At 48.3% G+C, this 25936-nt stretch carries 16 protein-coding genes; 8 read left to right on the top strand and 8 right to left on the bottom strand.

Annotated elements, in window-relative coordinates:
- Window positions 1-2: 2 nt before the first annotated feature.
- Window positions 3-665, bottom strand: coding sequence for a DUF4395 domain-containing protein (locus VM802_RS09275; protein WP_325529584.1), 663 nt, complete (start codon window positions 663-665; stop codon window positions 3-5).
- A gap of 198 nt (window positions 666-863) precedes the next feature.
- Here VM802_RS09275 and VM802_RS09280 point away from each other — a divergent pair, with 198 nt between their 5' ends.
- Entirely contained in the window at window positions 864-1901 is a 1038-nt protein-coding gene (locus VM802_RS09280) for a sensor histidine kinase (RefSeq protein ID WP_325529586.1), read from the top strand.
- Window positions 1894-2571 (top strand): LytR/AlgR family response regulator transcription factor, encoded by a 678-nt coding sequence (locus VM802_RS09285; RefSeq protein WP_325529588.1) that lies wholly within the window; start codon window positions 1894-1896, stop codon window positions 2569-2571. Before VM802_RS09280 ends, VM802_RS09285 begins: the two co-directional genes overlap by 8 nt.
- A gap of 78 nt (window positions 2572-2649) precedes the next feature.
- Here VM802_RS09285 and VM802_RS09290 read toward each other — a convergent pair whose 3' ends face one another.
- From VM802_RS09290 to VM802_RS09300, 3 genes are all read right to left on the bottom strand, one after another.
- The gene (locus VM802_RS09290) at window positions 2650-4803 is read right to left on the bottom strand and encodes an Ig-like domain-containing protein (RefSeq protein ID WP_325529590.1); all 2154 of its coding nucleotides are present in this window, start codon (window positions 4801-4803) and stop codon (window positions 2650-2652) included.
- Between the two features lie 89 nt (window positions 4804-4892).
- Complete coding sequence (locus VM802_RS09295) at window positions 4893-7040, bottom strand: Ig-like domain-containing protein (protein ID WP_325529592.1); 2148 nt, start codon at window positions 7038-7040, stop codon at window positions 4893-4895.
- A gap of 220 nt (window positions 7041-7260) precedes the next feature.
- Window positions 7261-8631 (bottom strand): OmpA family protein, encoded by a 1371-nt coding sequence (locus VM802_RS09300; protein WP_325529594.1) that lies wholly within the window; start codon window positions 8629-8631, stop codon window positions 7261-7263.
- A 339-nt stretch (window positions 8632-8970) separates the two neighbouring features.
- On the opposite strand from VM802_RS09300, the gene VM802_RS09305 reads away from it, so the two are divergent.
- Window positions 8971-9378 (top strand): SRPBCC family protein, encoded by a 408-nt coding sequence (locus tag VM802_RS09305; protein ID WP_325529596.1) that lies wholly within the window; start codon window positions 8971-8973, stop codon window positions 9376-9378.
- A gap of 67 nt (window positions 9379-9445) precedes the next feature.
- On the opposite strand, the gene VM802_RS09310 is transcribed toward VM802_RS09305, so the two are convergent.
- The 3 genes from VM802_RS09310 to VM802_RS09320 all read right to left on the bottom strand — a co-directional run bounded on the left by VM802_RS09310 (window position 9446) and on the right by VM802_RS09320 (window position 11545).
- On the bottom strand, window positions 9446-9835 hold the full coding sequence (locus VM802_RS09310) for a RidA family protein (protein ID WP_325529598.1): 390 nt from the start codon (window positions 9833-9835) through the stop codon (window positions 9446-9448).
- A 103-nt stretch (window positions 9836-9938) separates the two neighbouring features.
- The gene (locus tag VM802_RS09315; RefSeq protein ID WP_325529600.1) at window positions 9939-10508 is read right to left on the bottom strand and encodes a Crp/Fnr family transcriptional regulator; all 570 of its coding nucleotides are present in this window, start codon (window positions 10506-10508) and stop codon (window positions 9939-9941) included.
- 71 nt (window positions 10509-10579) lie between these two features.
- Window positions 10580-11545, bottom strand: a complete 966-nt coding sequence (locus VM802_RS09320) for an MBL fold metallo-hydrolase (RefSeq protein ID WP_325529602.1) — start codon at window positions 11543-11545, stop codon at window positions 10580-10582.
- 192 nt (window positions 11546-11737) lie between these two features.
- Here VM802_RS09320 and VM802_RS09325 point away from each other — a divergent pair, with 192 nt between their 5' ends.
- Complete coding sequence (locus VM802_RS09325) at window positions 11738-12100, top strand: winged helix-turn-helix transcriptional regulator (protein WP_325529604.1); 363 nt, start codon at window positions 11738-11740, stop codon at window positions 12098-12100.
- A gap of 81 nt (window positions 12101-12181) precedes the next feature.
- Here VM802_RS09325 and VM802_RS09330 read toward each other — a convergent pair whose 3' ends face one another.
- Window positions 12182-13327, bottom strand: coding sequence for an FAD-dependent monooxygenase (locus VM802_RS09330; RefSeq protein ID WP_325529606.1), 1146 nt, complete (start codon window positions 13325-13327; stop codon window positions 12182-12184).
- Window positions 13328-13687: 360 nt separating this feature from the next.
- Here VM802_RS09330 and VM802_RS09335 point away from each other — a divergent pair, with 360 nt between their 5' ends.
- From VM802_RS09335 to VM802_RS09350, 4 genes are read left to right on the top strand one after another with little or no spacing between them, the layout of a single operon-like run.
- The gene (locus VM802_RS09335) at window positions 13688-14848 is read left to right on the top strand and encodes a Gfo/Idh/MocA family protein (RefSeq protein ID WP_325529608.1); all 1161 of its coding nucleotides are present in this window, start codon (window positions 13688-13690) and stop codon (window positions 14846-14848) included.
- Window positions 14849-14880: 32 nt separating this feature from the next.
- The gene (locus VM802_RS09340) at window positions 14881-15471 is read left to right on the top strand and encodes a phage tail protein (protein WP_325529611.1); all 591 of its coding nucleotides are present in this window, start codon (window positions 14881-14883) and stop codon (window positions 15469-15471) included.
- A gap of 23 nt (window positions 15472-15494) precedes the next feature.
- Complete coding sequence (locus tag VM802_RS09345; RefSeq protein ID WP_325529613.1) at window positions 15495-16658, top strand: ABC transporter substrate-binding protein; 1164 nt, start codon at window positions 15495-15497, stop codon at window positions 16656-16658.
- A 9-nt stretch (window positions 16659-16667) separates the two neighbouring features.
- Window positions 16668-25922 carry an Ig-like domain-containing protein gene (locus VM802_RS09350; RefSeq protein WP_325529615.1) on the top strand — a complete coding sequence of 3085 codons (9255 nt, stop codon included), beginning with the start codon at window positions 16668-16670 and terminating at the stop codon, window positions 25920-25922.
- Window positions 25923-25936: the final 14 nt, after the last annotated feature.

Raw genomic sequence — 25936 nt, forward strand, 5'->3', positions numbered from 1 at the left:
TGTTATCTGTGTTTAGCCGTGTTGGAGGATCTGAACAGATCATGGGGTGCCTTGCTGAACTGCTCCTGTAGAAATGGTGGGGCCATAAAAAGAATGGTAATGAGTAACCCTAATATAACGAGCTGTACTACTGATACCTTCTGAATCGCCTGCCTGTTGTTAGTATAACATATTTCGCCGGGACAATGTTGTACTTTCTTTTTAAAGAACAGAGAATAGAACAGGCAACCCAGACAGATGCCAAACGATGCCTCAAAGAAGAGGAACAGCAGGCATATCAGGCATACGCTACCCGTAATAGGACTGTAGGCATTTTCAATCACCAGGAAGTAAAACATAGTGGCAGACAATATAATCCCGATGCTCCACGCAAAACGCTTCTGCGGGGCGCCCACATATTCGGGTGTCTGCCTGCGGACGATCAGACGTCCAAGGATCAGCATAGGCGAGAACCTGGGATTGATGAAGACCCGTATCAGCAGGTCGAGCAGGAAAACAGGGATGACATATTTGATCATTATAAAATTGCCATCAAAGAGGATAAACATAAATGAAGTATAGGTGGCCAGAAAGAGAATTCCTGCGGCGGCCCTGATCTCCCGTTCATTCAATACCGGAATATCATAGCCTTCAACTTTTTCACCGAATTGTATAATGTTGTTCATGGTTTATTTAATATTGAGTGTAAGGATTAGGATCTTTTGATTTGCCGGCAGCATAAAATTAATGGATCGGAATGGTTGCATTTTCGGCGCGTCAACAAACGACGGAAAATGGTCAACAAACGACGGAGTTGCGTCTGGGAGAAGGATTGATTAGGTTATGGAAAAATATTTATCGACATTTATCCCAGCAAATACCAAATGAAGAAACTATCTGACATCAAGAAGTGCCAGTTATACCTGTGGTTAGTCCCTGTTTTTTTCGTAATAAATGTGCTGGGCCATTTATCAGAAAGTAAAGGTGACTTCCTGCCGGGAGTTGTAAACGAAGCCTGGCTCGTTGTTTATTTATCATTGGCGAACTACCGGTTACTGGAGCACTCCCTCCCAAAACTGAGTTGGAAAAAACCCGTCAGCGGTTTTTTTACATTACTGCTATTCTTTTTTATTTATTCCCTGGGCTTCTTTATCTGGCGATCTTTTGGCGTAACGTTACATATCTACACGCCCTTGGGGGAGCCGAAACCTATGAACGAAAGAATTGGCGATCTCACCGGTTACAGTATAGGTGCTGTTATATTTTTTGCCATCGTTCGGCATGTTGTCAAACATATAGAGCTGAAACAGGCTGCCCAGCAATTGCGTATTGCCAATCAGCAGGCGGAGCTGAACTACCTGAAATCACAGACCAACCCTCACTTCTTATTCAATACCCTGAACAATATCTACTCGCTGGCCAGGGATAAGTCGGACCTGGCGCCGGAATCCATTCTCCGCTTATCCAAGATACTGCGGTATATGCTGTATGAAACCAGCGGCCCATATATTGCCGTTGAACAGGACCTGAAAATCATCGACGATTATATTGCCCTGGAGAAGCTGCGCTACGATGATTCCCTGCGCATCAATTTCAACCATGACCTGGAAGACATGAAGCAGTCATTACCCCCTTTACTGCTGATACCACTGGTGGAAAATGCCTTCAAACACGGCGTATCAGAAACGCTGGACAGACCATATGTAGATATTCATCTTTCCATAAAGAACAGGCAGCTGTTCTTTATGGTGAAGAACTCCACCGGCGATCCTGTGAGCGATAACAAAACAAAGGCAAGCATCGGCCTGTCCAACCTGCGGCGACAGCTGGAGCTCCTGTACACCGATTACAACCTGGATGTACAACAAGGCGATTATGTGTTTACGGCTACGCTAAAAATAAATCTCGCAAGTCATGCCTAAGATAAAGTGTATTATTATTGAGGATGAACCACTGGCTGCAAAGGTGTTGATCGACTATATATCCGCCGTTCCCTTCCTGGAGCTGCAAAAAACTTTCAAAGATGCGATCCTGGCCTCAGAGTTCTTGCTGCAGCAGGATACAGATCTTATCTTCCTCGACATTCATCTGCCCAAACTGAAAGGCATGGCCTTCCTGAAAACGCTGGCCGATCCGCCTGCCGTCATTGTTACAACGGCCTATCATCAGTACGCAGTGGAAGGTTTCAATTTAAATGTAACGGATTACCTGCTGAAGCCATTTGAATTTGAACGCTTCCTCACAGCCGTAAATAAAGTAAAGGCAGACCAGAAGAAGTCCTCCGGTGAAACACGGGACTTCATCTTCGTAAATGTGCAGAAGAAAAAGGTCCGCATCCTGTTTGCAGAAATACTATACATCGAAAGCCAGCGGGAGTATATCAGGATCGTTACCACAAAGAATGAGTATATGTCCAAGATGAGCACCAATGAGATGGAAGAGATGTTGCCTGCTGATGCTTTTAAGCGTATACACCGGTCTTTCATTGTATCAGTCAGCAAGATTGAATCTTATACAGCTGAAATGGTGGAGCTGCACGGTACAACTATACCCATAGGAAGAGGGTATAAAGATGTAATAGATGAGCTGTAATGACTATTGATGCAGATAATATTTGAAAGCCAGGAACGTTCATTCCTGGCTTTCTTCATCAGATTATTGCGGGTATTGTTATCGATACAGGATTATATTGCCGTTGAATACCTTCTTTCCTTTGGTGATGACCTGGATCTGATAATATCCACCAGGCAATTGCGGCCGGATCTCCAGCGTGTTACGATCAATCATCGTCCTTTGCATTTCCCTGCCGTTCAGGTCACAGATAATGAGCAGGCTGCCACTGAAGTCAGTACTATTGCCAAACGAAACACGGTGCGTAGCAGGGTTGGGATAGATAATAAGTTTTTCGGTTGCACCGTGCGCAGTTGGTTGTGGTAGCCATGTCTGCTGTGCAGCAGGGCAGTTAACAACGTTTACTTTCACCGGCTTTCGCTGTGGGAATATACAATAACCACCCGCTGTTACATAATATGTGGTGTTCACGCCAGGGCTGACCTTGTAATTCTTGCCCGTATATAATAAGTTTCCTCCACTGGGCGCATCATACCAGTAAATAATAGCGGAGGTAAATCCCGGAACATACGCACTAAGTGTTGTATCGGTACCATTACAAATGGTTACACTATCGAAGTTGGTAGTAGGCAGTGCTGCAACGCTGCCCTGTATATAAATTCCGCTGACAGTGTCGGACCTGCAGCCACTGACAGGATCTACAGCCTGCACAGCAAGCGTCACAGTAGTAGAGAAGAAGGTGGTCAGTCCGGGCACATTGATCGAATCTCTGTTGATGATCAGGAAAGAAGTATCAGCCACAATAGTGCCGAAAAAGCGGTCCGTTTTTCTTACCCGGTAGTTGAAGCCATTCTGATGATTGGTGATCTTAATGACGGGACTTCCGCAAACAACACCCTGCGGAATGTTATATTGAGGGTTCGGCAGTTTCTTCACAATTACCGTAACAGCTTTGCGTATAGGGAATTCACAATCGAACCCGGCAGATACGTAATAGCTGGTGGTGACAGCCGGACTTGTTTTAAATGTCTTGCCAGTGAACAGTAAATTCCCACCAGTAGGGGCATCATACCAGCGGAAGATGACAATATTCACGATGGGGTTGGAGGCCGTGAAGCTGGCAGTGTCTCCCTTACAGATAGTAATAGTGTCTGCATTTACGTCCGGTAGTCTCGCCGATGCTCCATAAACGATGTTGCTGTTAATTACGTCTGATTTGCATCCTGTTATTGGATTTACGGCCTGTACACCAATCGTTGCTGTTCCTCCGCCACCAAATATTACCGGCGGTGTAGTAATAACGTTATTATTAACAACTGTATAGGATGTATCGTAAGCCGGCGTTTCAAAAGGCACGAAATGAATATTCACTTTATAATTGATGCCGTTGCTGTGATTGGATACAGACAGCAGCGCACTGCCGCAGACATATCCTTGCGGTACTGAATACACCGGATTAGCAGGCCTGGGATTAACCTGTACTGTGATGGGCTTACGGGAACTCACACATCCTCCGGATGCGGCTTCTGCATAATAGGTGGTAGTGGTGGCGGGGCTGACTTGATAGCTGCTGCCGGTAGCCAACAGTGTACCACCACTGCTGGCATTGTACCATTTGATAGTGGCGCCCGGAGGAGGCGTTGCTTGGAGGATAGTGGTGTCTCCCTGACACAGGGCTACACTGTTGGGTGCCACTGGAGCAGAAATAGCAGATTTCCTGTAGGCATAATACAGCTGAAAGCTGTTAAGTAATCCCAGTAAACTACTGCTCAAAGTAACTTTTACGCGGTCAAATTGTTGCTGGGGTTTTAATGTGATTTCCCCTCTGTTGCTTACCTGCAACAGACGCAGAATATTTCCGGTAATGGATTGTACGTCATTATTGGCAGCGCTGCCATTATAGGTCTGTACGGTGATACCTCCCAGTAGATTTACGGAAAGGAGTGCATTCCCACTCCCAATTCCGATAATCAATGAATCACATCCCGTAATACTTGTCGCAGGAAATATCAACGTCTGTTGGACACTAACTCCCAGGAGGCCCGCGGTAATATTGAATGTGGAGTAGTCAGACAGATTGGTGTTATTCACCGCATTATTTGGGTCAGATACGCCACAGAACAGGCAAATGCCCGTAACGCCGTTTGTCTGACTGGTCGCATATTGTTGTCCAGACAGCTTACCCGGGAGACATAACAAAAGTATAAACATTAATACAGTTGTGCTGATAGGATTGTATGGTTTATTTATCATAGGGGTATATTTTATACGCTGAAAATTATAGCATGGAATCGCGCTCCAACGCCATTCCATGATTAGGTAAAGTAATGACCTGATGTACATCATGGCTGCACTAGTACTTTTCCAATATAGCTTTCTTTTGGTGTGATAATAACCTGGATGAAGTATATCCCCGCTTGCATGGCCGGGAGATACATCCCATTCTTCTGCAGGATTTCTCTTCGTACTTCCCTACCCGTCATATCCCTGATAATGGCCAGGCCCCCACGAAGGTCTTTATCGGTAATAAACCTGACTTCTCCGCTGGTGGGATTAGGATAGAGCTGCAGCGTCTGTATTTTTAAGCCTGCGGGTAACGTCTCTGATGAGGTGGCCTTTGTCAGGCAGATGTTCACGATTACCTTTACCGGCTTGCGTTGCGGATAATCGCACAGGTAGGCTGACGTTACGTAATAGGTGGTGGTAGCCGGGGGACTGACTGTATAGAAATTCCCTACATGCAGCAGATTACCATTAGCCGAAGCATCATACCATTTAATGACAGGCACGCTGGTCCCGGGAACAAACGCATGCAGGGTAGCGCTGTCTCCCCGGCAGATCGGGATGCTGTCTGCATCCACATTAGGCAGTGCAGAGGAAGAGCCGATTATAAATACCTGATGTACGGTATCTGATTTACAGTTTGTAACAGGATTTACTGCCTGCACATAGACATCACCTTGCATCAGAAGCGTTTGTGGCTGCATGCTCGTTGTAATAGTATCTTTGTTAACCACGATGTAGGATGTATCCTGGAGCAATTGTCCCATAGAGTTGGTGTATTTAACCCGCACCTTGTAATTAATTCCGGCACTATGGTTCAACACAGGGAACTGATGTACGATGCCGCAGGTGTATCCCGGAGGCACCACATAATCCGGGGAAGGAAGCTTCGTTACAATAACCTTCACCGGCCTGCGTTGTGGGAATTCGCAGGGAACTGCTGCTGTAACATAGTAAGTGGTTGTCTGCCTCGGATTGACTATAAAGTAATTACCACTGTATAGCAGATTACCTCCGGATGGAGCGTCGTACCAACGGATAGTGGGGAGATTGGATCTGGGAATATAACCATGCAATATAGTGCTGTTATCATAGCAGATTGTTACACTGTCCGCATCAACAGTGGGTAACTCCGCTGTTGCACCGAACAGGAATGACCGGCGCACACTGTCTGATTTACAGCCAAAAATATTTACTGCCTGTACATACACGTCTACCGGTTGGGAAGAATATGCGCTATAATTGATGACGCTGAATGTATTAGTGTTCAGCACACTGAAAGAAGTATCCCTGGTAACACCTAAATAATCATAATACTTCACTCTTACATTGTAATGAACATCAGATGTATAGTTGGAGATTATAATTACCTGATTGCCGCAGATAAAGCCCTGAGGCACTGTGTACATCGGGTTGGCCGGTTTGGGATTGACCTTCACCGTTACAGATTTACGGGGGCTCACACATCCTCCGGATGCAGCTTCTGCATAATAGGTGGTAGTGGCGGCCGGACTTACAGTGTAACTGCTGCCGGTAGCCAACAGTGTGCCACCACTACTGGCATTGTACCATTTGATAGTAGCGCCTGGAGAAGGCGTTGCATTGATGACTGCCGTGTCTCCCTGACACAGGGCTACACTGTCAGGTGCTACAGGCACAGGAACGGCGGACTTTCTGTAAGCGTAATACAGCTGAAAAGAATTAAGCAGTCCAAGCAGGCTGCTGCTCAAAGTCACCTTTACGCGGTCAAATTGCTGCTGGGGTTTTAATGTAATTTCCCCTCTGTTGCTTACCTGCAACAGTCGCAGAATATTTCCCGTTATGGATTGTACGTCATTATTAGCAGTGCTGCCATTATAGGTCTGTACAGTGATACCTCCCAGCAGATTAACGGAAAGGAGTGCGTTCCCACTGCCAATGCCGATAATCAGCGAGTCGCATCCGGTAACACTTGCTGCGGGAAATATCAACGTCTGCTGTACAGTAACACCCAGTAAGCCTGCCGTGATATTGAAAGTGGAGAAGTCAGACAGATTGGTGTTATTCACCGGATTGTTGGGGTCAGATACGCCGCAGAGCAAACAAATGCCCGTAACGCCATTTGTTTGAGTGGTAGCGTATACCTGCGCACTTAACCGTGGAAAACAGGAAAGCATGCATAGGAGAAGCCATAATAAACACTTGTAGGGGTAAAGTTTCATTGTCATGATATGGGTTTTAAACGAGGGAAAGGAGTCGGGTATTTAAAATGATGAATAGTCAGGAATTATCAGCTCAATAAAATTACCATCATATCATGCAGCCAGCGTTCATAGGAGAGGAGGGCAGATTAATTATGCATTAACGGAAACAATCCGGAGGAGAATTTCACGCAAAAAAAAAACTGCCCCACAAGAGGCAGCTTTTTGTTGTAGTATCAGGCTTCGTTTAGTATAAAGTGAATTCTACACGTCTGTTCTGCTGACGGCCAGCAGCAGTTTTATTGCTCGCGATCGGCTGCGTAGAGCCGTAACCGGTAGCCTCGATCCTGGAAGGGTTAGCTCCTTTGGAAACCAGGTATGCTTTGATAGCTTCCGCACGTTCTTTTGACAGGCGCATATTGGTAGTAGCAGAACCGGTGTTATCGGTATGGCCGGCCAGTTTCAGGCTGAAGTTCTTTTCCACCAGCAGCGAAGCAACTTTATCCAGGCTAGGGAGAGAGTTCGCTCTGATCGTAGCTTTGCCAAGATCGAATTCGAGGTTGTCGATCGCATCTTTCACTACTTTCTTATCTGCATCAGTGATTACAATCTTTTCTTTCACTACCTGAACAGGTGTAGGCAGCGGGCATCCGGCGCCGTCAACCTTAGTGCCGGCAGGAGTATTCGGACATTTGTCAAGATAGTCAGGAACACCGTCGTTGTCAGAATCCGTTTTCATGCTGTTCAGTTCCTGCTGCATCTGAGAGATAGCAGCCTGGTTACGGGCATCGCTCTCTGCGAGTGAGTTCTTCAGCGCCGCGTTTTTATCCCACAGATCCATCGCAACCTGCGCCGCAGGGTTTACAACAGCCAGCTGGGGTTTCTTCTTGTTACCCAGCGCAAACTCAACACCCAGGCGGGCGGTAGAGAACTTATCTTTGCTGCCGTTGTTCACGCCATCAAATACTTTACTGTTTACAAAGTTCATCGTATAGCCCAGATCGATGTTCACACCGCGCGCTACTACGAACTTGGCCCCAACACCCACTGGAATAAAAAGTTCCTGATGTGTAGCCTTACCAGCTGAATTCAATACCGCAGTTTTGCCGGAAGCTGTCTCTACTGTAGGTTTGAAAGCCATGGTACCAGCACCTGCAGAGAGGTAAGGTATCACGTAGCTCTGCTTGTTGATCCAGTTAATAGCACCCAGACTCAACACACCGCTTAAGGAAGCAGACCACTCAATATCTGTCTTGAATTCTTTGATACCATCAACCAGCGACTGAGACGCTTTGGTGGAACCCTTTACCTGCCCGCGCATGAAGTCTGCCTGCAGACCGAAATTGTGGAATATCTGTTTCTTTATATATCCGCCATACACAAGACCAACATGATTGAAGTCGAAGTTATTGAAATAGTAAGGACCGCCAAATGGACCAAATGCTGCGGACCCCCCGCCCCATACACCAACAGACCAGGTACGGTAATCTTTCACGCCGTTGAAAGGAGTTACACGGTCAACTTTATGGGTACTATCCTGTGCAAACGCAGTGCCACTTAAAGCCAGTACAGAAGAAGCAATCACCAGAGACTTTCCACATTTTGTAAACATGCTCATAAAAAATGAATTGGGTTAAATTATAATAATCATCGCGTGTCACGACACATGTTGCTAAACAATTATTGGTACCGTTGTTAGAACGTGTGCCTGCTTGCAAAGTTTGTGCCAGGATGTGTATGGGTGATTGTAAGTATTTGTTTTTCAGTTAGATAGGCGCTTTCTTTTGCGTGATGTTACGTTGTTGTATATACGAGAATAGGATCATGTTTCTTGCAGCAGCCGCTGAAAAAATTGTCCGGATCCACCCTGTATAATGTCCAAACAATACCCGGACAGAGCAATGCCTGGATAATACTTTTGTCAGTAAATATCATTTTAAAAACAAAAATTAATGTCATGGCGGATATCAGACTTAATCTGGTGATAAAAGTAAGCCCGGAAAAAGTGTACGACGCAATTACTACCCGGAAAGGGATTGAATCATGGTGGTGTAAACAAACAACTGCCAAACCGGAAAAAGGATTCGTGAATGTATTTGTCTTCGGACAATTCCGCAACGAAATGAAGATAACCGAATTATCTCATAAGCGGGTGGCGTGGGATTGTATTAACTCTATCGAGGAATGGACAGGAACCAAAGTATCTTTTGACCTCGAAGAAAGAGACGGCAATACGCTGCTGCGCTTTACACATGGAGACTGGAAATCCGCTACAGACCTGTTCGCCAGCTGTAACTATGATTGGGCAAAGTTTCTGAGGAGCCTGAAGTCTTTCTGTGAAACAGGAGAGGGAGAGCCTCGCTAAAAAACTGAATGCATACAAACGGATACCAACCCGGTATCCGTTTATATGCATTACTTATTCATTGGCATTACTTCACTACGGTAGCTTCCAGCTCCACCTTCAACGTCTCAAAAAGACCGTTCACTTCCAGCATGGTAAGGGCCTGCTGAATACCATGTTTCGCAACCCAGTTCCCCAGAAGATCAAAATGTGTGAAAAGCTCAGCAGACGAAGTCGTATAAAGATTCAGCCGCACAATGTTTTTGCATGCATACCCGGCAGCGCTGATTACCTGTTCCAGGTTTTGCATAGCCTGGATCAGCTGTGTCTTCATATCTGCATCGCTGGATCGTCCATCAGGATCAATGGCCGCCTGGCCTGAGCAATAAAGCGTACCTGTCACTTGCGTTACTTCAACAGCTTGCACGTAACTGCGCGCATCCTGCCATTGCCAGGGATTGATGATTCTCTTTTCCATCTGTCAGTTTTTAAGACCGTGCCGGCACAGCGGTTGTTAAAAATTGTATACTGCAAAGATGAAACCAGCGCGCATTTTTTTAGTGTGATAAACCTCACAAATATCACGAAGAGGACCAGAGCCTGCTGAGCGTTTCCCGGGATACCCCCAGGTAAGAAGCCAGCAGCGTCTTAGGCGCCCGCTGAAATAAGGTTGGGTACCGGTTAAGCAGTTGCTCGTATCGTTCCTTCGCATTGGACGTAAGAAAAGATAATATCCGTTGCTGCGATGCTATATGGCCTGCATTCGCTTTCTGAAGAAAAAAATGTTCCATCTTCTGCAGCCCCGCACATACCTGCTGATAATCTTCCAGCGAAAGACAAAGCACTTCCGTATCTTCAATACATTGTAAAGACATGACAGCCTTCGTCTGTCTGAAAAAAGCCAGGAAATCACTTTCCCACCAGTCTTCCATCGCAAAGGCAACAATATGCTCCTTTCCTGATTCGTCTTCATGTACCAGCTTTAAAAGCCCGGACACCACAAAGTAAGTATACTTCACCCGTTCGCCTTTCCGGATAAGGAATGCACGCTTTCTGAACTTTTTAACGATAAAGTGGGAACGGACAAATGCAAACTCTTCATCTGTCAGCGGTACTATTTTTTCTATATGCTGCCTTAGTGTTTCCTGCATCTTTCGAACGATAAATGAAATGCAAAGGTAGTGCTATTATGTCCGCCCTCATCATCTTTTGCTGCTGACGGCTATTGCCCTGCGCCTGATGTGCTGTAGTTAATAGGTATCCATTCAAAGCTTTTCCCTTTCTGTCTCAAATGCCCGATACCGGGAAAGGATATATGATCCACCGCCAGCCAGTACCCTTCCTGCACAGCTTCGTGAAATGCCTTCAAACGGGCTGCGGCAGCTGCTTTAGGGTCTACGTCGAATTGAATGGTCACGCCGGGGTCCGCAAACTGAACAGCGCTGACATGCATAATATCTCCCCAGAACATGATCTTTTGCCCTTTACTTTCCACCGCGTAGAAGGTATGGCCAGGCGTATGCCCCGGTGTAGCAACCGGTTTGACACCCGGAAACAACTCGCTGCCATAGTCAAACAACTTTACCTTGCCGGCTTTAACATATGGCGCCACCTTCATTCTCGCCTCCAGGAAATATTTCTTTTTATCAGCAGGCGCTTTTTTCATCTCTTCGTCACTCAGCCAATACGCAGCTTCCCGTTTGCTGATATAAACCGTGGCATTCGGAAATACCATACGGTCGCCATCCATTAGCCCACCCGTATGATCTGTATGGATATGCGTGATAAGAATGACTTTAATCTGCTCCGGGGTATATCCGGCCGACCGGATGCTCTCCGGTAAATGCCCGAGCGTTGGCCCCAGTAACTCAGCAGTACCGGCATCTACCATCATCAGCTGTGTGCCGGTGTTGATCAGGTAGGCATTAACTGAAGCCTCCGTAGGGAGCGACTGGTAATTGTACGCCAGCAGGGAATCGAGTTGTCCCGGTTTGATATTGGTGAGCAATTTATCAACGGGAAGCGGCACAGTGCCATCAGAAAGTGCAGAGATCTCATAATCCCCCAGTGTCATCCGGTAGTAACCGGGTTGCGCCGGCTGCTGTCTGGCTACATGTTGTGCTGATCCATTGAAATAGGTGGTTGTTGTCAGCAGAAAGGCGCATAAGCATGATATCGATTTTCTCATTTGTTGAATGTTTTATATAATAGACGATTTTGTCTGTTGATGCCGGCAACAACAGTACTGGCTTTCCGGCTGCAAAGTTGGCGTGTACGCGTATACCGGACAAGTACGCATTAATTTATCCATATGGGATAATTTTCGCCCATAGGTACATTTAAGTAGCATAGTGTAACTTTGACAGCAAATTTGTGGAAGATGTATGAGAGAAAAATTCCGGTAGAAAAGAACTGTGGGATGGTTATTATCATGGAGATCATCGGTGGCAAATGGAAACCTTGCCTGATCCATAATATTTCCAGGGGTATCAGGCGTCCGGGAGAACTGCAACGGTGTAATCCCGCTGCCACACGACGCGTATTAAGCCAGCAGCTGAAAGAACTGGAACAACATGGTGTCATCTATAAGGTTGTTTATGCAGCTGTTCCGCCAAAAATTGAATATTATCTCACAGATAAAGGTAAGTCGTTGTTGCCTGTCATTAACACAATGGAGGAATGGGGTACACGTTTCCTGGACAATACTGCAGAAATAGAACAGGGAACGCTGTCTGTTGGTTAGCCTTCCCTGTTTTGCATAAATGTATACCGGCTACACTTGTATAGCGACCGGATGATAAATGCAATGTTTAATAAAAGCAATTTATAAGCCGGCATTATACAGAAACTCCAGCTGGCGCTTTGTCATCCCGGCTGGCATACGGCGTACCATGAAGTTTCGTAAAGCAACAGCGCAGCTGCCTTTCCAGTTAGTCAGCTGTGCCAGCTGCCAGGATGTATGCACTATTTTATGCGTGCGGGCTAACCGCCTGGATGTGTATTCCTGGAATGCAGATGGATAACTGCTGGTGTGAGACAGGCATTCAGCCAGTACGTATGCATCTTCAATAGCCTGGCTGGCGCCTTGCCCGAGGTTGGGAGTCGTGGCATGCGCAGCATCACCCAGCAATACGATGCGTCCTTTGTGCCAGTTACTGATAGGAGAGAGGTCGTACAACGCTGACCGGATCAGTAGCGCCGGATCAATACGTGCAACAACTTGTTGCATATAACCGCTGAAGCCGGAAAGCTCACGACGGATAAGTGCCAGTGCCTCGTCGGAGGAGAAGACCGCTGCTTCCGGTAGTTTCTTGGTAAACCAGAAATATACCTGGTTGCCGCCAACATGCATAAATGATGCCCTTACGCCATTACCGCGGCCCCATACTTCTGCCGTCGTAACCTGTTCCTCCGGCGGCAGCTCCATCGTAACGGTCGTGCGCCAGCATATCTGCCCCGAATAACGATAGCCGTTGCTGCCTATATAGTTCTCGCGCACAACAGACCGTATACCATCTGCTGCAATGAGAATATCACCCTCCGCTTCGCTGCCATCTTCAAACCTGGCAACAATACCATTCGCACTTTCTGTTACAGCAATACATTGCTTTCCGGTTTGTACTGGCTGCTGCAAATGCTCCAGTAGCGCGGCTTGCAACGTAGCGCGGTGTATGGGCAGGCTGCGGTTGCCATAGCTGTGCTCCAGCATGTTGTTGTCTATCTGCTGTAAAATATTGCCTTTGTAATCTTTTATATACAACTGCTTAAGATACCCGCCGCGCGCTTCCAGGTAGCGGGCCAGTCCCAGCCGTTCATATACTTTCATGGCATTGGCCCCCAGCAATATGCCGGCGCCTACCGCCTTATACTCAGGGGCCGCTTCGAATATTTCATATGTCCAACCTCTCTGCCGGAGGGCAATAGCTGTCGTAAGTCCACCGATACCGCCTCCTGTTATGATCGCTTTCATGATGATGATTTTAGGCCAAATGTACAAATTTGTTTTGATAAATTAGGTCAGGTGGCCTATTTTGTTTTCAGGACAAAAGAACGAAAAGAAGTAAAGGATATTCTTAAGTTAACAATGAACTATTTTAAAGACCGAACATATTTTGGGTACTATTAAATAGCCATACAAAACTTTAAAATTCTTTTGCGTCTTTGCTTCCTTTGTTTCTCTGCGAGAAAAAGGGGGGTATTTTACCCGGTGCATTTTGATTCTTACAAAGAATAAATATCTTTGCGACCTGTAAGAGATAATTTTAGCCAGAATCTATAGAAATCCCTTCCCGATTTTGTCCATCAAATAGCCCGTTTAAATCAGCATGTGATGCATATATCCGACAGAAGGCGTTTTCTGCGGAGTGCGGCTATCCTATTGCCTGCATTCGCAACAAAACCTTCATCCCTTTACAACTATGATGCGTCCCGTGTCCGGCTGGCATTTGCAGGTTGCGGCAATTGGGGACGATCCTACTTATCACTGGCCTTAAGACGAAACGATCTTGAAACAGCAGCTATCTATGACAACAGCAGTCGGGCATTACAACAGGGAGCACGCCTGTGCCGGGCCGCAGGCAAGCGGATACCGGAACTGACAGGTGCTAACTGGAAGGGATACACGAAAATACTGGAGCGTGATGATATAGACGCAGTAGTAATAGCTGCTCCCTGGAAGGAGCATTACCGGATGGCGGAAGCCGCACTGATGGCAGGAAAACATGTCGCCTGCGGTGCGGTGATGGGCACTACAATGGAAGAGCACCTGCGTTTGGTTCATTTGAGCAGAAAGACAAAGCGTTGTTATTTTACACTGGATGAGCAAAACTATCAGCGCCCGCTGATGGCAGCCTCCCAAATGGCACAGGCAGGCGTGCTGGGCGAAGTGCTTCATATCACCGCCGGCCCGTCCTATCTTCATCTGACCCCGGAACACGAAGAAGAGACAACCCCTTATCCGCAGTATCCGGTTATGACAGCAATGAAGATGCTGGATATGGACAATAGCGCTCTTTCCATGCAGGTGATGCCGGTAACGCAGGAATACATCGCCTGTAAAAGGCATCCCCAAAGTGGTAACTATTATCACGTTTTGCAGGAAGATACATTGAATATGATCTGCCTCACAGCGCAAAGTGGTCAGACACTTTGGTTACAGCATAGCACGGGAAACAACAGGCCCTTGTCTGCAGACTTCCGTATCACAGGGAGTAAAGGCCGCTGGTTAAATGCCATTAATTCTGTTCAGTTGAACGGAATCTGGCAGAAAGACGTATCTTTACTTACACTGTATGATCATCCCCGCTGGCAGCAACCCCAGATAACTGCTCACGCGCTGGCGCTGGAAGATTTCATACAAACCCTCAAACATCCGCAGTATGCGGAAAAAGCGGTGTCCAGATCAGCAACAGCCAGTATCATCAACCTACTGGCAAAGGCAATGACAAACAGTACAGACAAAATCATTTTACCAGACTTTAACACACTTTAATTATTTACTGACCTCTCATTAATCTCTACACTATGGATCCTTTATTAGCAACAATCTTGCTCTTTGGCGGTAACTTTAATCCCAGAGGATGGGCATTCTGTTACGGAAGTATCATTTCCATCGCACAAAACACAGCCCTGTTTTCATTACTGGGTACCACGTACGGCGGTAATGGCCAGACTACATTCGCATTACCTGATCTCCGCGGGCGCGCAGCTATCGGCTGGGGAAATGCGCCAGGCATTGGCAACTACGACATTGGACAAGTAGGGGGTACTATCAGTACAACTCTCACGATCAACAACATGCCTGCCCACATCCACACTGCCGACATCTCCCAACTCACTGTAAGCCCTTCCGCTTCGTCTGCACTCGCAACCACTAACGTACCGGCAAATGGTCAGGTACCTGCGCAGCTGCCGACAATCGGTTCTGGCCCTGGCGCTACGGTAATAAATGCCTATGGCACTAAAGACAATACAGTAACGCTCGGAAGCGGCGTGGTAGGTGGTTCCGTGACAATAAACCCTACAGGCGGCACGCAACCATTCAGCATCCAGAACCCTTATCTGGCGCTCTCTTATATTATTGCCATGGAAGGCGTTTTTCCCTCAAGAGGCTAATCCGGTTATTTCTGGAATAAAGCATGAAACAATCTTTAACCGTTGGGGTACTGACGCCCTACTCTGGCATTTATCCGTATTACGCCAGTTATCTTACAACAGGATGGCTGCTGGGAATGGGGCTCGACCCCGCTCGCCAGCAGACCATCCGGTTTGTATCAGAGTACACGCACATGGGAAGCGCTAATGCAACGGAAACGGCTGCACGAAAACTGCTCTTCTTCGATCGGGTGGATATTCTGTCCGGGCTTATCAGCTATAAATCCGTACACAATATTATCCCGCTGATGGAAAAGAGACCAGGGACTGCTTTCTTCTTCGACATGGGAGAGTATGTACCCCATTTCCCCAACCTGAGTCCGCATGTTTTCTATTTGTCACTCCAGCTGTGGCAGTCCCAGTACGCCCTCGGCGCATGGGCTTTCCGGCATTTTGGTGACGGCGGGCATATAATCATGCCGGTATACGAGGCTGGTTATCATTTAGACAATACCTTCCAGCAAGGCGCCAGTGATGCTGGCGGAAACACGCTGCACATCACCGTGCTGCCACATCACCCCGGTGAAGAAAGTTCCGTAAACTTCAGCGATCTGTTTGCCCGTCTGCATGCAGAAGCGCCGCCTTATGTACATGCTATTTTCTGCGGTGCAATGGGCTCCCGTTTCCTCCAGCAATGGATTGCTGCCGGGATGCATAAAAAAATTCCACTGGTGGTGAATGAAACGATGGTATATGATGATATACTCGAAGACGTAAAACATATCGACATAGAGTTGTACTCCTCTGTGATGTGGATGAGAGACGATGAACGAAAAGAGAACAACTTCTTCGTAAAACAGTTTGAAAATATTGCCAGGCAGCCGGCTAACATCTATGCAATGATGGGATATGAGGCTGGCCTTATATGGAAGGAACTGCTGCCACTGGCCATGAAAGATGATTGGAGCACCGTAAAGCAATTGCTGCGGGAACGCACCATTACAGGACCCCGCGGTGAAGCCAGTTTTTATCCCCAGGCTGGTTTTGCGTTACCATCAACCAACATCATCAAAGTAAAAATATCAGGACAACAAATCAAAAAAATCATTCTTGATCAGGGCAAAGGAATGTTGTATAACGCCGCTCAGTTTGACAACATACACAATGAATCCGTTTCCGGGTGGCAGAATCCATTCCTCTGCATTTAAAATAAACTCATGAGTAACCCTATCATCGGGCGTTCCAGGTGGTGCTGGCTGTTGCTGACAATGTTGTTGTTCAGCCTCCGGTCAGTTGCCCAGTACACCACTACAGTACTTGAAAGTGGCGGCCGTTACACCAGCGTGGCCCGCGACGCAAGCAATAACCTGTATGTGATCCGTCTTAACGCGGCCAAAGACAAATACGATGTAGTTAAATACATCAACGCCAACCCGGCTAACAAAGTGACCATCTATGCGGGACTTCCATTTGCAGGAAGTCCTACACATGCTTATCCCAACGGCATTGCAATCAATTCCCATGGCGATGTATTTGTGATCGGCGCGCTCAATGATAGCAACGGAAAGATCATTAAACTGACCTATAATGGTGGTAATTCCTATTCACCAAATGTTGTACAGTCGGGTAAATATTATACGGCTATTACTATCGATAATTCAGACAACGTGCTAGTCATGGAATGGGACGCTGCCGCCAGTTTGTACATACTAAAGCGCTACCCGGCCGGAACTGAACAAAATGCAGGAACTACCGTATACAGCGGCCTTAGCATTCCCAGTTCAAATATCTCTTATCCGTATGGTATTGCAGTTGATAATTTCAATAACATTTATATCCTCGACTTCCAGGGGCATGCCGGCGGTGGTCAGGTGATAAAATTAGGAGGTACCCCCACCTATTACTATACCGGCAGGTTTTTTACCGGTATTACCTTTGATGCAGCCAATAACGCATACCTGACAGAGGTATTCAATGGCACCACACAGGGACGTGTCGTAAAGGTGAAAGATTTTTCACAGCCTCCGCAGATAATAAACAATACGCTAAGCGCCTCGCTTTGGTTGTACCCCTGGGGGATAGCGGTGGACGATAACGGTTCGAAGGTATATGTAGCATCCCCGGTTTCCGCATCAGATGGTGACCTGTTACAGATTTCACCACCATCACTGACTGTTACGGGGGTAACGTGCATGGATGCCAATCCCACGCAGTCCAATACCCTGCATTATAAAGTGACTTTCAGTGGTACCCCTGATGCAGACCCAACTGCCGCTGCATTCTCCCTTAATACTACAGGCCTCACCGGCGCATCGGTATTCGCTGTCGTGAATAGCGGTGCCTTCTATACGGTCACAGTTAACACCGGCACCGGCGACGGTACCCTGCGCCTGGATGTCACTGGTAACGGCATGATCAACCCGCTGACCAATGCCCCCTATAACGGTGAAGTATATACAATAGATCACACGGCGCCTACTGGTACGCTGAACATCAACAGCGGAGCACTGTTTACCAATAACACTGCTGTTACCCTCAACATTACCGCCAGCGATGCTGACGCCACCCTGAAGATGTCATTCTCCAATGATAACACCACCTTCAATACTCCGGTTACGGTAGCCCCCACCTCACCCTGGACACTGACCGCAGGCGACGGCCTTAAAACCGTTTACATGCGCCTCACCGACAGGGCCGGTAACACAGGCACCATACAACAAACCATCACACTGGATCAGACCGCGCCTATTCCTTCCTATACAGCCAAGCCCGCCGCTGTATCTTCCATCAGTAATGGTATCTTCGGCTTTACTGCTAATGAACCGTCTACATTCGATATCAGGCTGGACGGAGGAGCAACTATAACAAACGTAACCAGTCCATATACATTTAACAACCTTACCAATGCTTCCCATACCGTGGAAGTAAGAGCGAAGGACCAGGCAGGCAACTATTCCGGATGGCTACCTTACACCTGGACGGTAGATGCGCCGCTGTCAGTGACTTCCGTAAATGTGCCTGCTAATGCTTCTTACAGAACAGGTACGAACCTCGACTTTACCGTCAACTACCCGGCCCCTGTAACCGTAACGGGTACGCCATCTTTACCATTGACCATAGGCGCAACAGTCGTGCAGGCAAACTATGTTTCCGGCAGCGGAACTACAGCGCTCCTGTTCCGTTATACGGTACTGGCAGGACAGGAAGACCCTGATGGTGTTGCGGTTGGCGCAGCACTGCAACTCAATGCCGGTACAATTAAATCGGCCAGTGGTACTGATGCCCTGCTGACGCTCAATAACGTGGCGCCAACAACCAATGTACTGGTGCATACTGCCATACCTACCGTGGTATTAAGCACCACCGCTACTTCTCCGCTGAATCACGCATTTACGGTGACAGCCGTATTCAGTGAAAGCGTAACAGGATTTACCGTCGGAGATCTCATCTCCATCAATGCAACAGCTTCTGGTCTCACAACAACAGATAATATCACTTATACCTTTACAGAAACGCCGGCTGTAGATGGAACGATCACCATCCGGGTACTGGCAGGTGGTGTCCAGAATGTGGCCGGCTCCGTTAATTTAGCTTCCAATACCCTCACGATAGATTACGATCATACTGCTCCTTCCGTATCGCGCGTAGACGTTCCTGTTGATGGCTATTACAAAGCCAGTCAGACAATGAACTTTATTGTGAAATACAACGAGGCCGTAACAGTAACCGGTATACCATCCCTGCCTGTAATAATCGGCAGCAGTACAGTACAAGCTACCTATACCGGTGGCAGCGGCAGCACAGATCTCACATTCAGCTACACCGTGCAGAACGGGGATATGGATATGAACGGCATCACATTAGGTAGTGCACTGGCGCTCAATGGCGGAACAATCCGCGATGCAGCCACTAACGATGCTGCACTTACATTGAGCAACGTTGGTAATACCAGCAATGTGAAAGTGAATACGGCACGGCCAACTGTAACAGTAAGTAGTACAGCGGTTTCACCGGTGAATAACACGGTTAGTGCGAAGATCGTTTTCAGCGAAGCTGTTACAGGATTCACACAGGGAGATATTACCGTAAGCAATTGTACACTCGCCAACTTACAGACAGCAGATAACATTACATATACAATAGATGTCACGCCTTTGGTCGATGGAACCATGACGGTACAGGTACCCGCTGCTGTAGCAGTGAACATTGCCGGTAACGATAACCAGGCTTCCAATACACTCAGCATCACAGCAGATCTTACACCTCCGGTAACTGTTTCTGTAGATGTTCCGCCTAATGGTCAGCATAATAGTAATGAGTCACTCAACTTTACCGTCCACTTCTCCGAAGCGGTAACGGTAACCGGTACGCCATTTTTACCGTTAACTATCGGCAGCAGCAATGTCCAGGCATCTTATGTTTTCGGTAGCGGTAGCAATGCACTGGTATTCCGCTACGACATTCAGGTCGGTGATATGGATCTCGATGGCATTGTATTGGGCAACGCAATAACATTGAATGGTGGCAGCATCCGTGATGCGGCCGGTAACAATACGGCTACAGCACTCAACAATGCAGCGCCTACCACCGGTGTGCTCGTAAATACGGCTACACCAGGCGTTACCCTTTCCACCACCGCAGTATCGCCAATAAACCAGCCGTTTACGGTAACTGCTGTATTCTCTGAGATAGTAACAGGTCTGACAGCATCCGGATTCAATATCGTAAACGGTACAGCTTCCAATCTCGCAACCACAGATAATATCACTTATACGATACTGGTTACTCCTGCTGTTGATGGTACGGTAACCGTAACCCTCCCGGCCAATGCAGCGCAGAACCTGGCTGTTACCGGCAACTCAGCCTCTAACACGCTCACACTGACATACGATCATACGGCTCCTGTAGTGAGCAGTGTGGGCGTTCCATCCAACGGGGTGTATAAAGCAGGCATCCAGCTCGACTTCACCGTTCAGTTTAGCGAAGCGGTGAATGTAGTCGGTGCACCATCGTTGCCTGTAACTATAGGCAGTAGCACCGTGCAGGCTGTCTATACCGGCGGCACGGGAACGGCTACACTCCAGTTCCGTTACACCGTGCAGAACGGCGATAACGACGCCAATGGCATCAGCCTGGGTACTGCGTTGCAAACGAACGGAGGCTCCATCAAAGACGCTGCCGGTAACAATGCAGTACTGACGCTCAATGGCATGCCGTCAACCGCTGGCGTTATTATTAATACTGCAACACCTTCAGTAGTATTGAGCACCACCGCCGTTTCCCCGCTGAACCACGCCTTTACGGTTACTGCGGTCTTCAGTGAAAAAGTAACAGGGCTTACGGCAGGAAGTATCAATGTCACCAATGGAGCTGCTTCCGGTCTCCTCACCGCTGACAACATCACTTATACCTTTACAGTAACGCCTTCGGCAGATGGTAGTGTCAACATCACCCTGCCGGCAGGTAGTGCCCAGAATAATGCAGGTACAACTAACACGGCCTCCAATACCCTTACCGTAGATTATGACCATACTGCGCCTGCGGTATCGGGTGTTAGCGTTCCGCCTAATGGCTATTATAGATTGGGCGACGCGTTGAGCTTTACCGTGAAATACAATGAACCGGTAACGGTAACCGGTACGCCTTCCTTGCCTGTAACCATCGGCAGCAGCGTAGTACAAGCCGCTTACACCGGTGGCAGCGGCAGCACTGACCTCACATTCAGCTACACCGTACAGAATGGAGATATGGATATGGACGGCATCACACTGGGTAATGCACTGGTACTGAACGGCGGAACCATTAAGGATAATGCGGATAACAACGCCCTGCTTACGCTGAACAATGTCGCTAATACCAGCGCCGTGAAAGTGAATACTGCACGGCCAACCGTAACAGTAACTACTACTGCGGTTTCACCGGTGACGGGTACCTTCAATGTGAAGATCACCTTCAGTGAAGCGGTAACAGGATTTGTATTGGGTGATATTACCCCAACCAATGCCACCGCCGCTAATTTGCAGACAGCTGATAATATTACATTTACGGTAGACATTACGCCTTCGGCGGATGGAGCTGTGACCTTACAGATACCTGCTGCTGCAGCGGTGAACATCGCAGGAAACGACAACCAGGCTTCCAATACGCTCAGCATCACTGCAGATATTACTGCGCCGGTAACCACCTCCGTGGCTGTTCCTGCCAACGGCTATTATAAAAATGGTGATGTACTTAACTTCACCGTTTCCTTCTCCGAAGCAGTAACGGTAACAGGTACACCGGCTATACCATTGACCATCGGTAGCAGCAATGTACAGGCAACATATGCTTCCGGCAGCGGCGCCAACAACCTGGTATTCCGCTACAACATCCAACCCGGCGACATGGACCTGGACGGTATCGCCGTAGGCAATGCACTGGCATTGAATGGCGGCGCTATCCGTGATGCAGCCGGCAACAACACTGTAACAACGTTGAATAATGTATCGCCTACCACCAGTGTCTTCGTGAATACCGCTACGCCTAATGTAACATTGACTACCAGCGCAGCGTCTCCGCTGAACCAGCCGTTCACGGTAACAGCCGTGTTCTCAGAGCTGGTAACGGGTCTTACAGCAGGCAGCTTCAACATCACAAACTGTACGGCATCCAATCTCGCAACAACAGATAACATCACTTATACTATACTGGTTACCCCATCAGCCGATGGTACCGTAACCGTAGGCCTGCCTGCTGGTAGTGCCCGGAATAATGCGGGTACAGACAACACCGTCTCCAATACCCTGACGCTCACATACGACCATACTGCTCCTGTAGTAAACAGTGTGGGAGTGCCATCCAATGGAGGCTACAAAGCAGGTACACAGCTCGACTTCACCGTTCAGTTTAGTGAAGCGGTGAATGTAACCGGTGCGCCATCGTTGCCAATAATAATAGGCAGCAGCATCGTACAGGCAGTTTATACCAGTGGTACGGGAACGGCTACACTCCATTTCCGTTACACCGTGCAGAATGGCGATAACGATGCCGATGGCATCAGCCTGGGTGCCGCATTGCAGCTGAACGGAGGCGCCATCAAAGATGCTGCCGGTAACAACGCAGTACTGACACTGAATGGAGCGCCATCTACAAGCGGCATAATCATCAATACCGCAACACCTTCAGTGGTATTGACGACCACCGCTGTTTCTCCGCTGAATCACGCCTTTACGGTGACAGCCGTGTTCAGTGAAAAAGTAGCCGGATTGTCAGCAGGAGGTATCAACGCTGCCAACGCAACAGTTTCCGCGCTCCTCACTACGGATAACATCACTTATACCTTTACTGTAACGCCTTCGGCAGATGGTAATGTCAACATCACCTTGCCTGCCGGTAGTGCACAGAATACTGCTGGTACCGTCAATACAGCTTCCAATATACTTACCGTGGCATATGACCACACGGCGCCATCCGTAGTACGTGTAGACGTTCCTGCTAATGGCTACTATAGTGTGGGTCAGACCCTGACCTTTACAGTAAAATACAGTGAAGCAGTAACGGTAACAGGAACACCATCACTGCCTGTAACGATCGGCAGCAGCGTAGTACAAGCTGCTTATACCGGTGGCAGCGGTGGCACAGATCTCACATTCAGCTACGCAGTGCAGAACGGTGACATGGATATGGACGGCATCACACCGGGTAGTGCGCTGGCGCTGAATGGCGGAACTATCAGGGATGCTGCCGGTAACAATGCCGTACTTACGCTGAACAACGTTGGCAATACCAGCGGCGTGAATGTGAATACTTTGCAGCCTACTGTGGTAGTAAGCACCACAGCGGTGTCACCTGTGAACGGGGCATTCGCCGTGAAGGTCACCTTCAGCGAAGCGGTAACAGGATTTACATTGGGAGATATTAACCTCGCCAATGGAACCGTCGCCAGTCTCCAGACATCCGATAACATTACATATACCGTAACTGCTACACCTTCGGCAGATGGAACAGTAACCATACAGGTACCTGCTGCGGCAGCGGTGAACATCGGTGGCAACAACAACCTGGCATCCAATATCCTCAGCATCACTGCTGATCTTACTGCGCCGGTAACCACCTCCGTAGATGTTCCTGCCAACGGTTATTATAAAGGCGGTCAGGTACTTAACTTCACTGTTCACTTCTCCGAAGCAGTAACAGTAACAGGTACGCCAGCTGTCCCATTGACCATCGGCAGCAGCAATGTCCAGGCGTCTTACGTTTCTGGTAGCGGTAGCAACGCACTGGTATTCCGTTACGCCATCCAGGCCGGAGATATGGACCTCGACGGCATTGCAGTGGGCAGCGCACTGGCATTAAACGGTGGCAGCATCCGTGATGCGGCCGGCAATAATACAGTGGCAACGCTGAACAATGTAGCAGCTACTACCGGTGTATTCGTGAATACAGCTACGCCTGGGGTAACATTATCTACCAGCGCAGCATCTCCGCTGAACCAGCCGTTCACCGTAACTGCTGTGTTTACAGAGAAGGTAACAGGTCTTACTGTGGCCGGCTTCAACATCACAAACGGTACGGCATCCGGTCTTACTACAACAGATAACATCACCTACACCATACAGGTTACACCAGCAGCCGATGGCACGGTGGCAGTGAGCCTGCCGGCTAACGTAACACAGAACACCGCCGCTACTGGTAACACAGCTTCCAATACCCTTACGCTCACATACGACCATACTGCTCCGGTTGTGACCAACGTGGGAGTTCCATCCAATGGGGCTTATAAGGCTGGCGCGCAGCTCGACTTCACCGTACAGTTCAGCGAACCGGTGAATGTTACCGGTACGCCATCATTGCCTGTAACAATAGGCAGCAGCACCGTGCAGGCAGTATACGCCAGCGGCACGGGAACGGCTACACTCCATTTCAGTTACACCGTGCAGAACGGCGACAACGACGCTGATGGTATCACCCTGGGTACTGCATTACAACTGAACGGAGGCGCCATCAAAGACGCTGCTGGCAATAATGCTGTACTGACCCTGAATGGTGTGCCGTCAACCAATGGCATCATCATCAATACAAAACGTCCATCCGTTTCAATCACTACTGGCGCTGCAAACCGCATTAATACGCCGTTCGGCATTACGTTGACGTGCAGCGAAGCGGTAACCGGCCTGAACGCCGCCGCCATCAGTGTAAACAATGGCGCCGCAACTAATCTCCAGACAACGGACAATATCACTTACACGGCATTGATCACCCCAGGTGCAGACGGTACTGTAACCGTTCAGCTGCCAGCCGGAGTAGCAGTAAACAACGCGGGCAACAGTAACACGGCCTCCAACACAATCAGTCTTACATATGATGCGACGCCGCCTGTAATCACCGCCGGACAGTCATTCGATGTGTTCGACAACGCTACAGTGGGTACGCTTGTTGGAAAAATTACAGCCACCGATGTGTATGGTACAATACAGAACTGGGCACTGGTAAGCGACGACTCAAACGGAGCGCTCGCCCTGGACGCTGCTGGTAATATCACCGTGAAGAACAGCACCGTACTTAAAGGACTTGCGGGTACTTCAGTGACGCTTACGGTAACAACCAGTGATGGCCTCAACACTACTGTTGCCATTCCGGTTACTGTCAGAATCAATGTGTTCTTCGTTAACAAGCAACCAGTACTTGATCCGGTCACAGACGCATATCTCTGTGCTACCACAACGGCGCAAACGATACGCCTCACTGGTGCATCACCGGTAGAAACGAATCAGACTTATACGCTCAGCGTAAAAGCCGATCAGCCATACTTTGATGTACTCACCGTAGATGCAGCTGCCGGTACCTTGCGCTATCAGCTGAAATCCGGTGTCACCAGCGGTGTTGCAGCAATAACCGTTACCATTAAAGATAACGGCGGTACTGACAATGGCGGTAAAGATACCTTCAGCCGCACCTTCTACCTGACCATCAACAGTCTGCCAGTGATCACAATCAGCAGCGATAAGGGCCTGAACATTTCCAAAGGCGATATCGTCACCCTGACAGCAGAAGGCGCTTCCTCTTATACCTGGGATGCTGCCGCCGGTATCATCGGCGACCGTCAGCAGCCGGTACTGAAAGTAAGGCCAATGGTCAACACCCCTTACCAGGTAACAGGCCTGAATGCAGCCGGCTGTACTGCCGTTGCGAAAGTGACCATCACCGTAATGGAGGACTTTAAAGTAGATGCAACCAACCTGCTCACACCTAATGGCGACGGCAGAAACGACAAGTGGGTGATCCGCAATATCGACAGCTATCCTGATAACGAAGTGAGGATATTTGACCGGAGCGGCCGGTTGATATATCAGCGCCGTAACTATAACAACGAATGGGACGGTACCCTCAACGGGCATCCGCTGGCGGAAGGAACCTACTACTACACGCTTACCGTGAGCGGTTCTTCCAAAGTATGGAAAGGCTATATTACTATCATCCGTGACAATTACTAGTTCCTAAATCATGA

The sequence above is a fragment of the Chitinophaga sp. genome (genome assembly GCF_035538455.1).
GTDB lineage: Bacteria > Bacteroidota > Bacteroidia > Chitinophagales > Chitinophagaceae > Chitinophaga.

Bases quoted from the DNA above. Each gene is read 5' to 3' on its own strand.
- VM802_RS09295 (WP_325529592.1), bottom strand. From the start codon at position 7,040: ATGACAATGAAACTTTACCCCTACAAGTGTTTATTATGGCTTCTCCTA.
- VM802_RS09350 (WP_325529615.1), top strand. From the start codon at position 16,668: ATGAGTAACCCTATCATCGGGCGTTCCAGGTGGTGCTGGCTGTTGCTG.
- VM802_RS09285 (WP_325529588.1), top strand. From the start codon at position 1,894: ATGCCTAAGATAAAGTGTATTATTATTGAGGATGAACCACTGGCTGCA.
- VM802_RS09325 (WP_325529604.1), top strand. From the start codon at position 11,738: ATGTATGAGAGAAAAATTCCGGTAGAAAAGAACTGTGGGATGGTTATT.
- VM802_RS09335 (WP_325529608.1), top strand. From the start codon at position 13,688: ATGCATATATCCGACAGAAGGCGTTTTCTGCGGAGTGCGGCTATCCTA.
- VM802_RS09320 (WP_325529602.1), bottom strand. From the start codon at position 11,545: ATGAGAAAATCGATATCATGCTTATGCGCCTTTCTGCTGACAACAACC.
- VM802_RS09340 (WP_325529611.1), top strand. From the start codon at position 14,881: ATGGATCCTTTATTAGCAACAATCTTGCTCTTTGGCGGTAACTTTAAT.
- VM802_RS09280 (WP_325529586.1), top strand. From the start codon at position 864: ATGAAGAAACTATCTGACATCAAGAAGTGCCAGTTATACCTGTGGTTA.
- VM802_RS09300 (WP_325529594.1), bottom strand. From the start codon at position 8,631: ATGAGCATGTTTACAAAATGTGGAAAGTCTCTGGTGATTGCTTCTTCT.
- VM802_RS09275 (WP_325529584.1), bottom strand. From the start codon at position 665: ATGAACAACATTATACAATTCGGTGAAAAAGTTGAAGGCTATGATATT.
- VM802_RS09345 (WP_325529613.1), top strand. From the start codon at position 15,495: ATGAAACAATCTTTAACCGTTGGGGTACTGACGCCCTACTCTGGCATT.
- VM802_RS09310 (WP_325529598.1), bottom strand. From the start codon at position 9,835: ATGGAAAAGAGAATCATCAATCCCTGGCAATGGCAGGATGCGCGCAGT.
- VM802_RS09315 (WP_325529600.1), bottom strand. From the start codon at position 10,508: ATGCAGGAAACACTAAGGCAGCATATAGAAAAAATAGTACCGCTGACA.
- VM802_RS09290 (WP_325529590.1), bottom strand. From the start codon at position 4,803: ATGATAAATAAACCATACAATCCTATCAGCACAACTGTATTAATGTTT.
- VM802_RS09330 (WP_325529606.1), bottom strand. From the start codon at position 13,327: ATGAAAGCGATCATAACAGGAGGCGGTATCGGTGGACTTACGACAGCT.
- VM802_RS09305 (WP_325529596.1), top strand. From the start codon at position 8,971: ATGGCGGATATCAGACTTAATCTGGTGATAAAAGTAAGCCCGGAAAAA.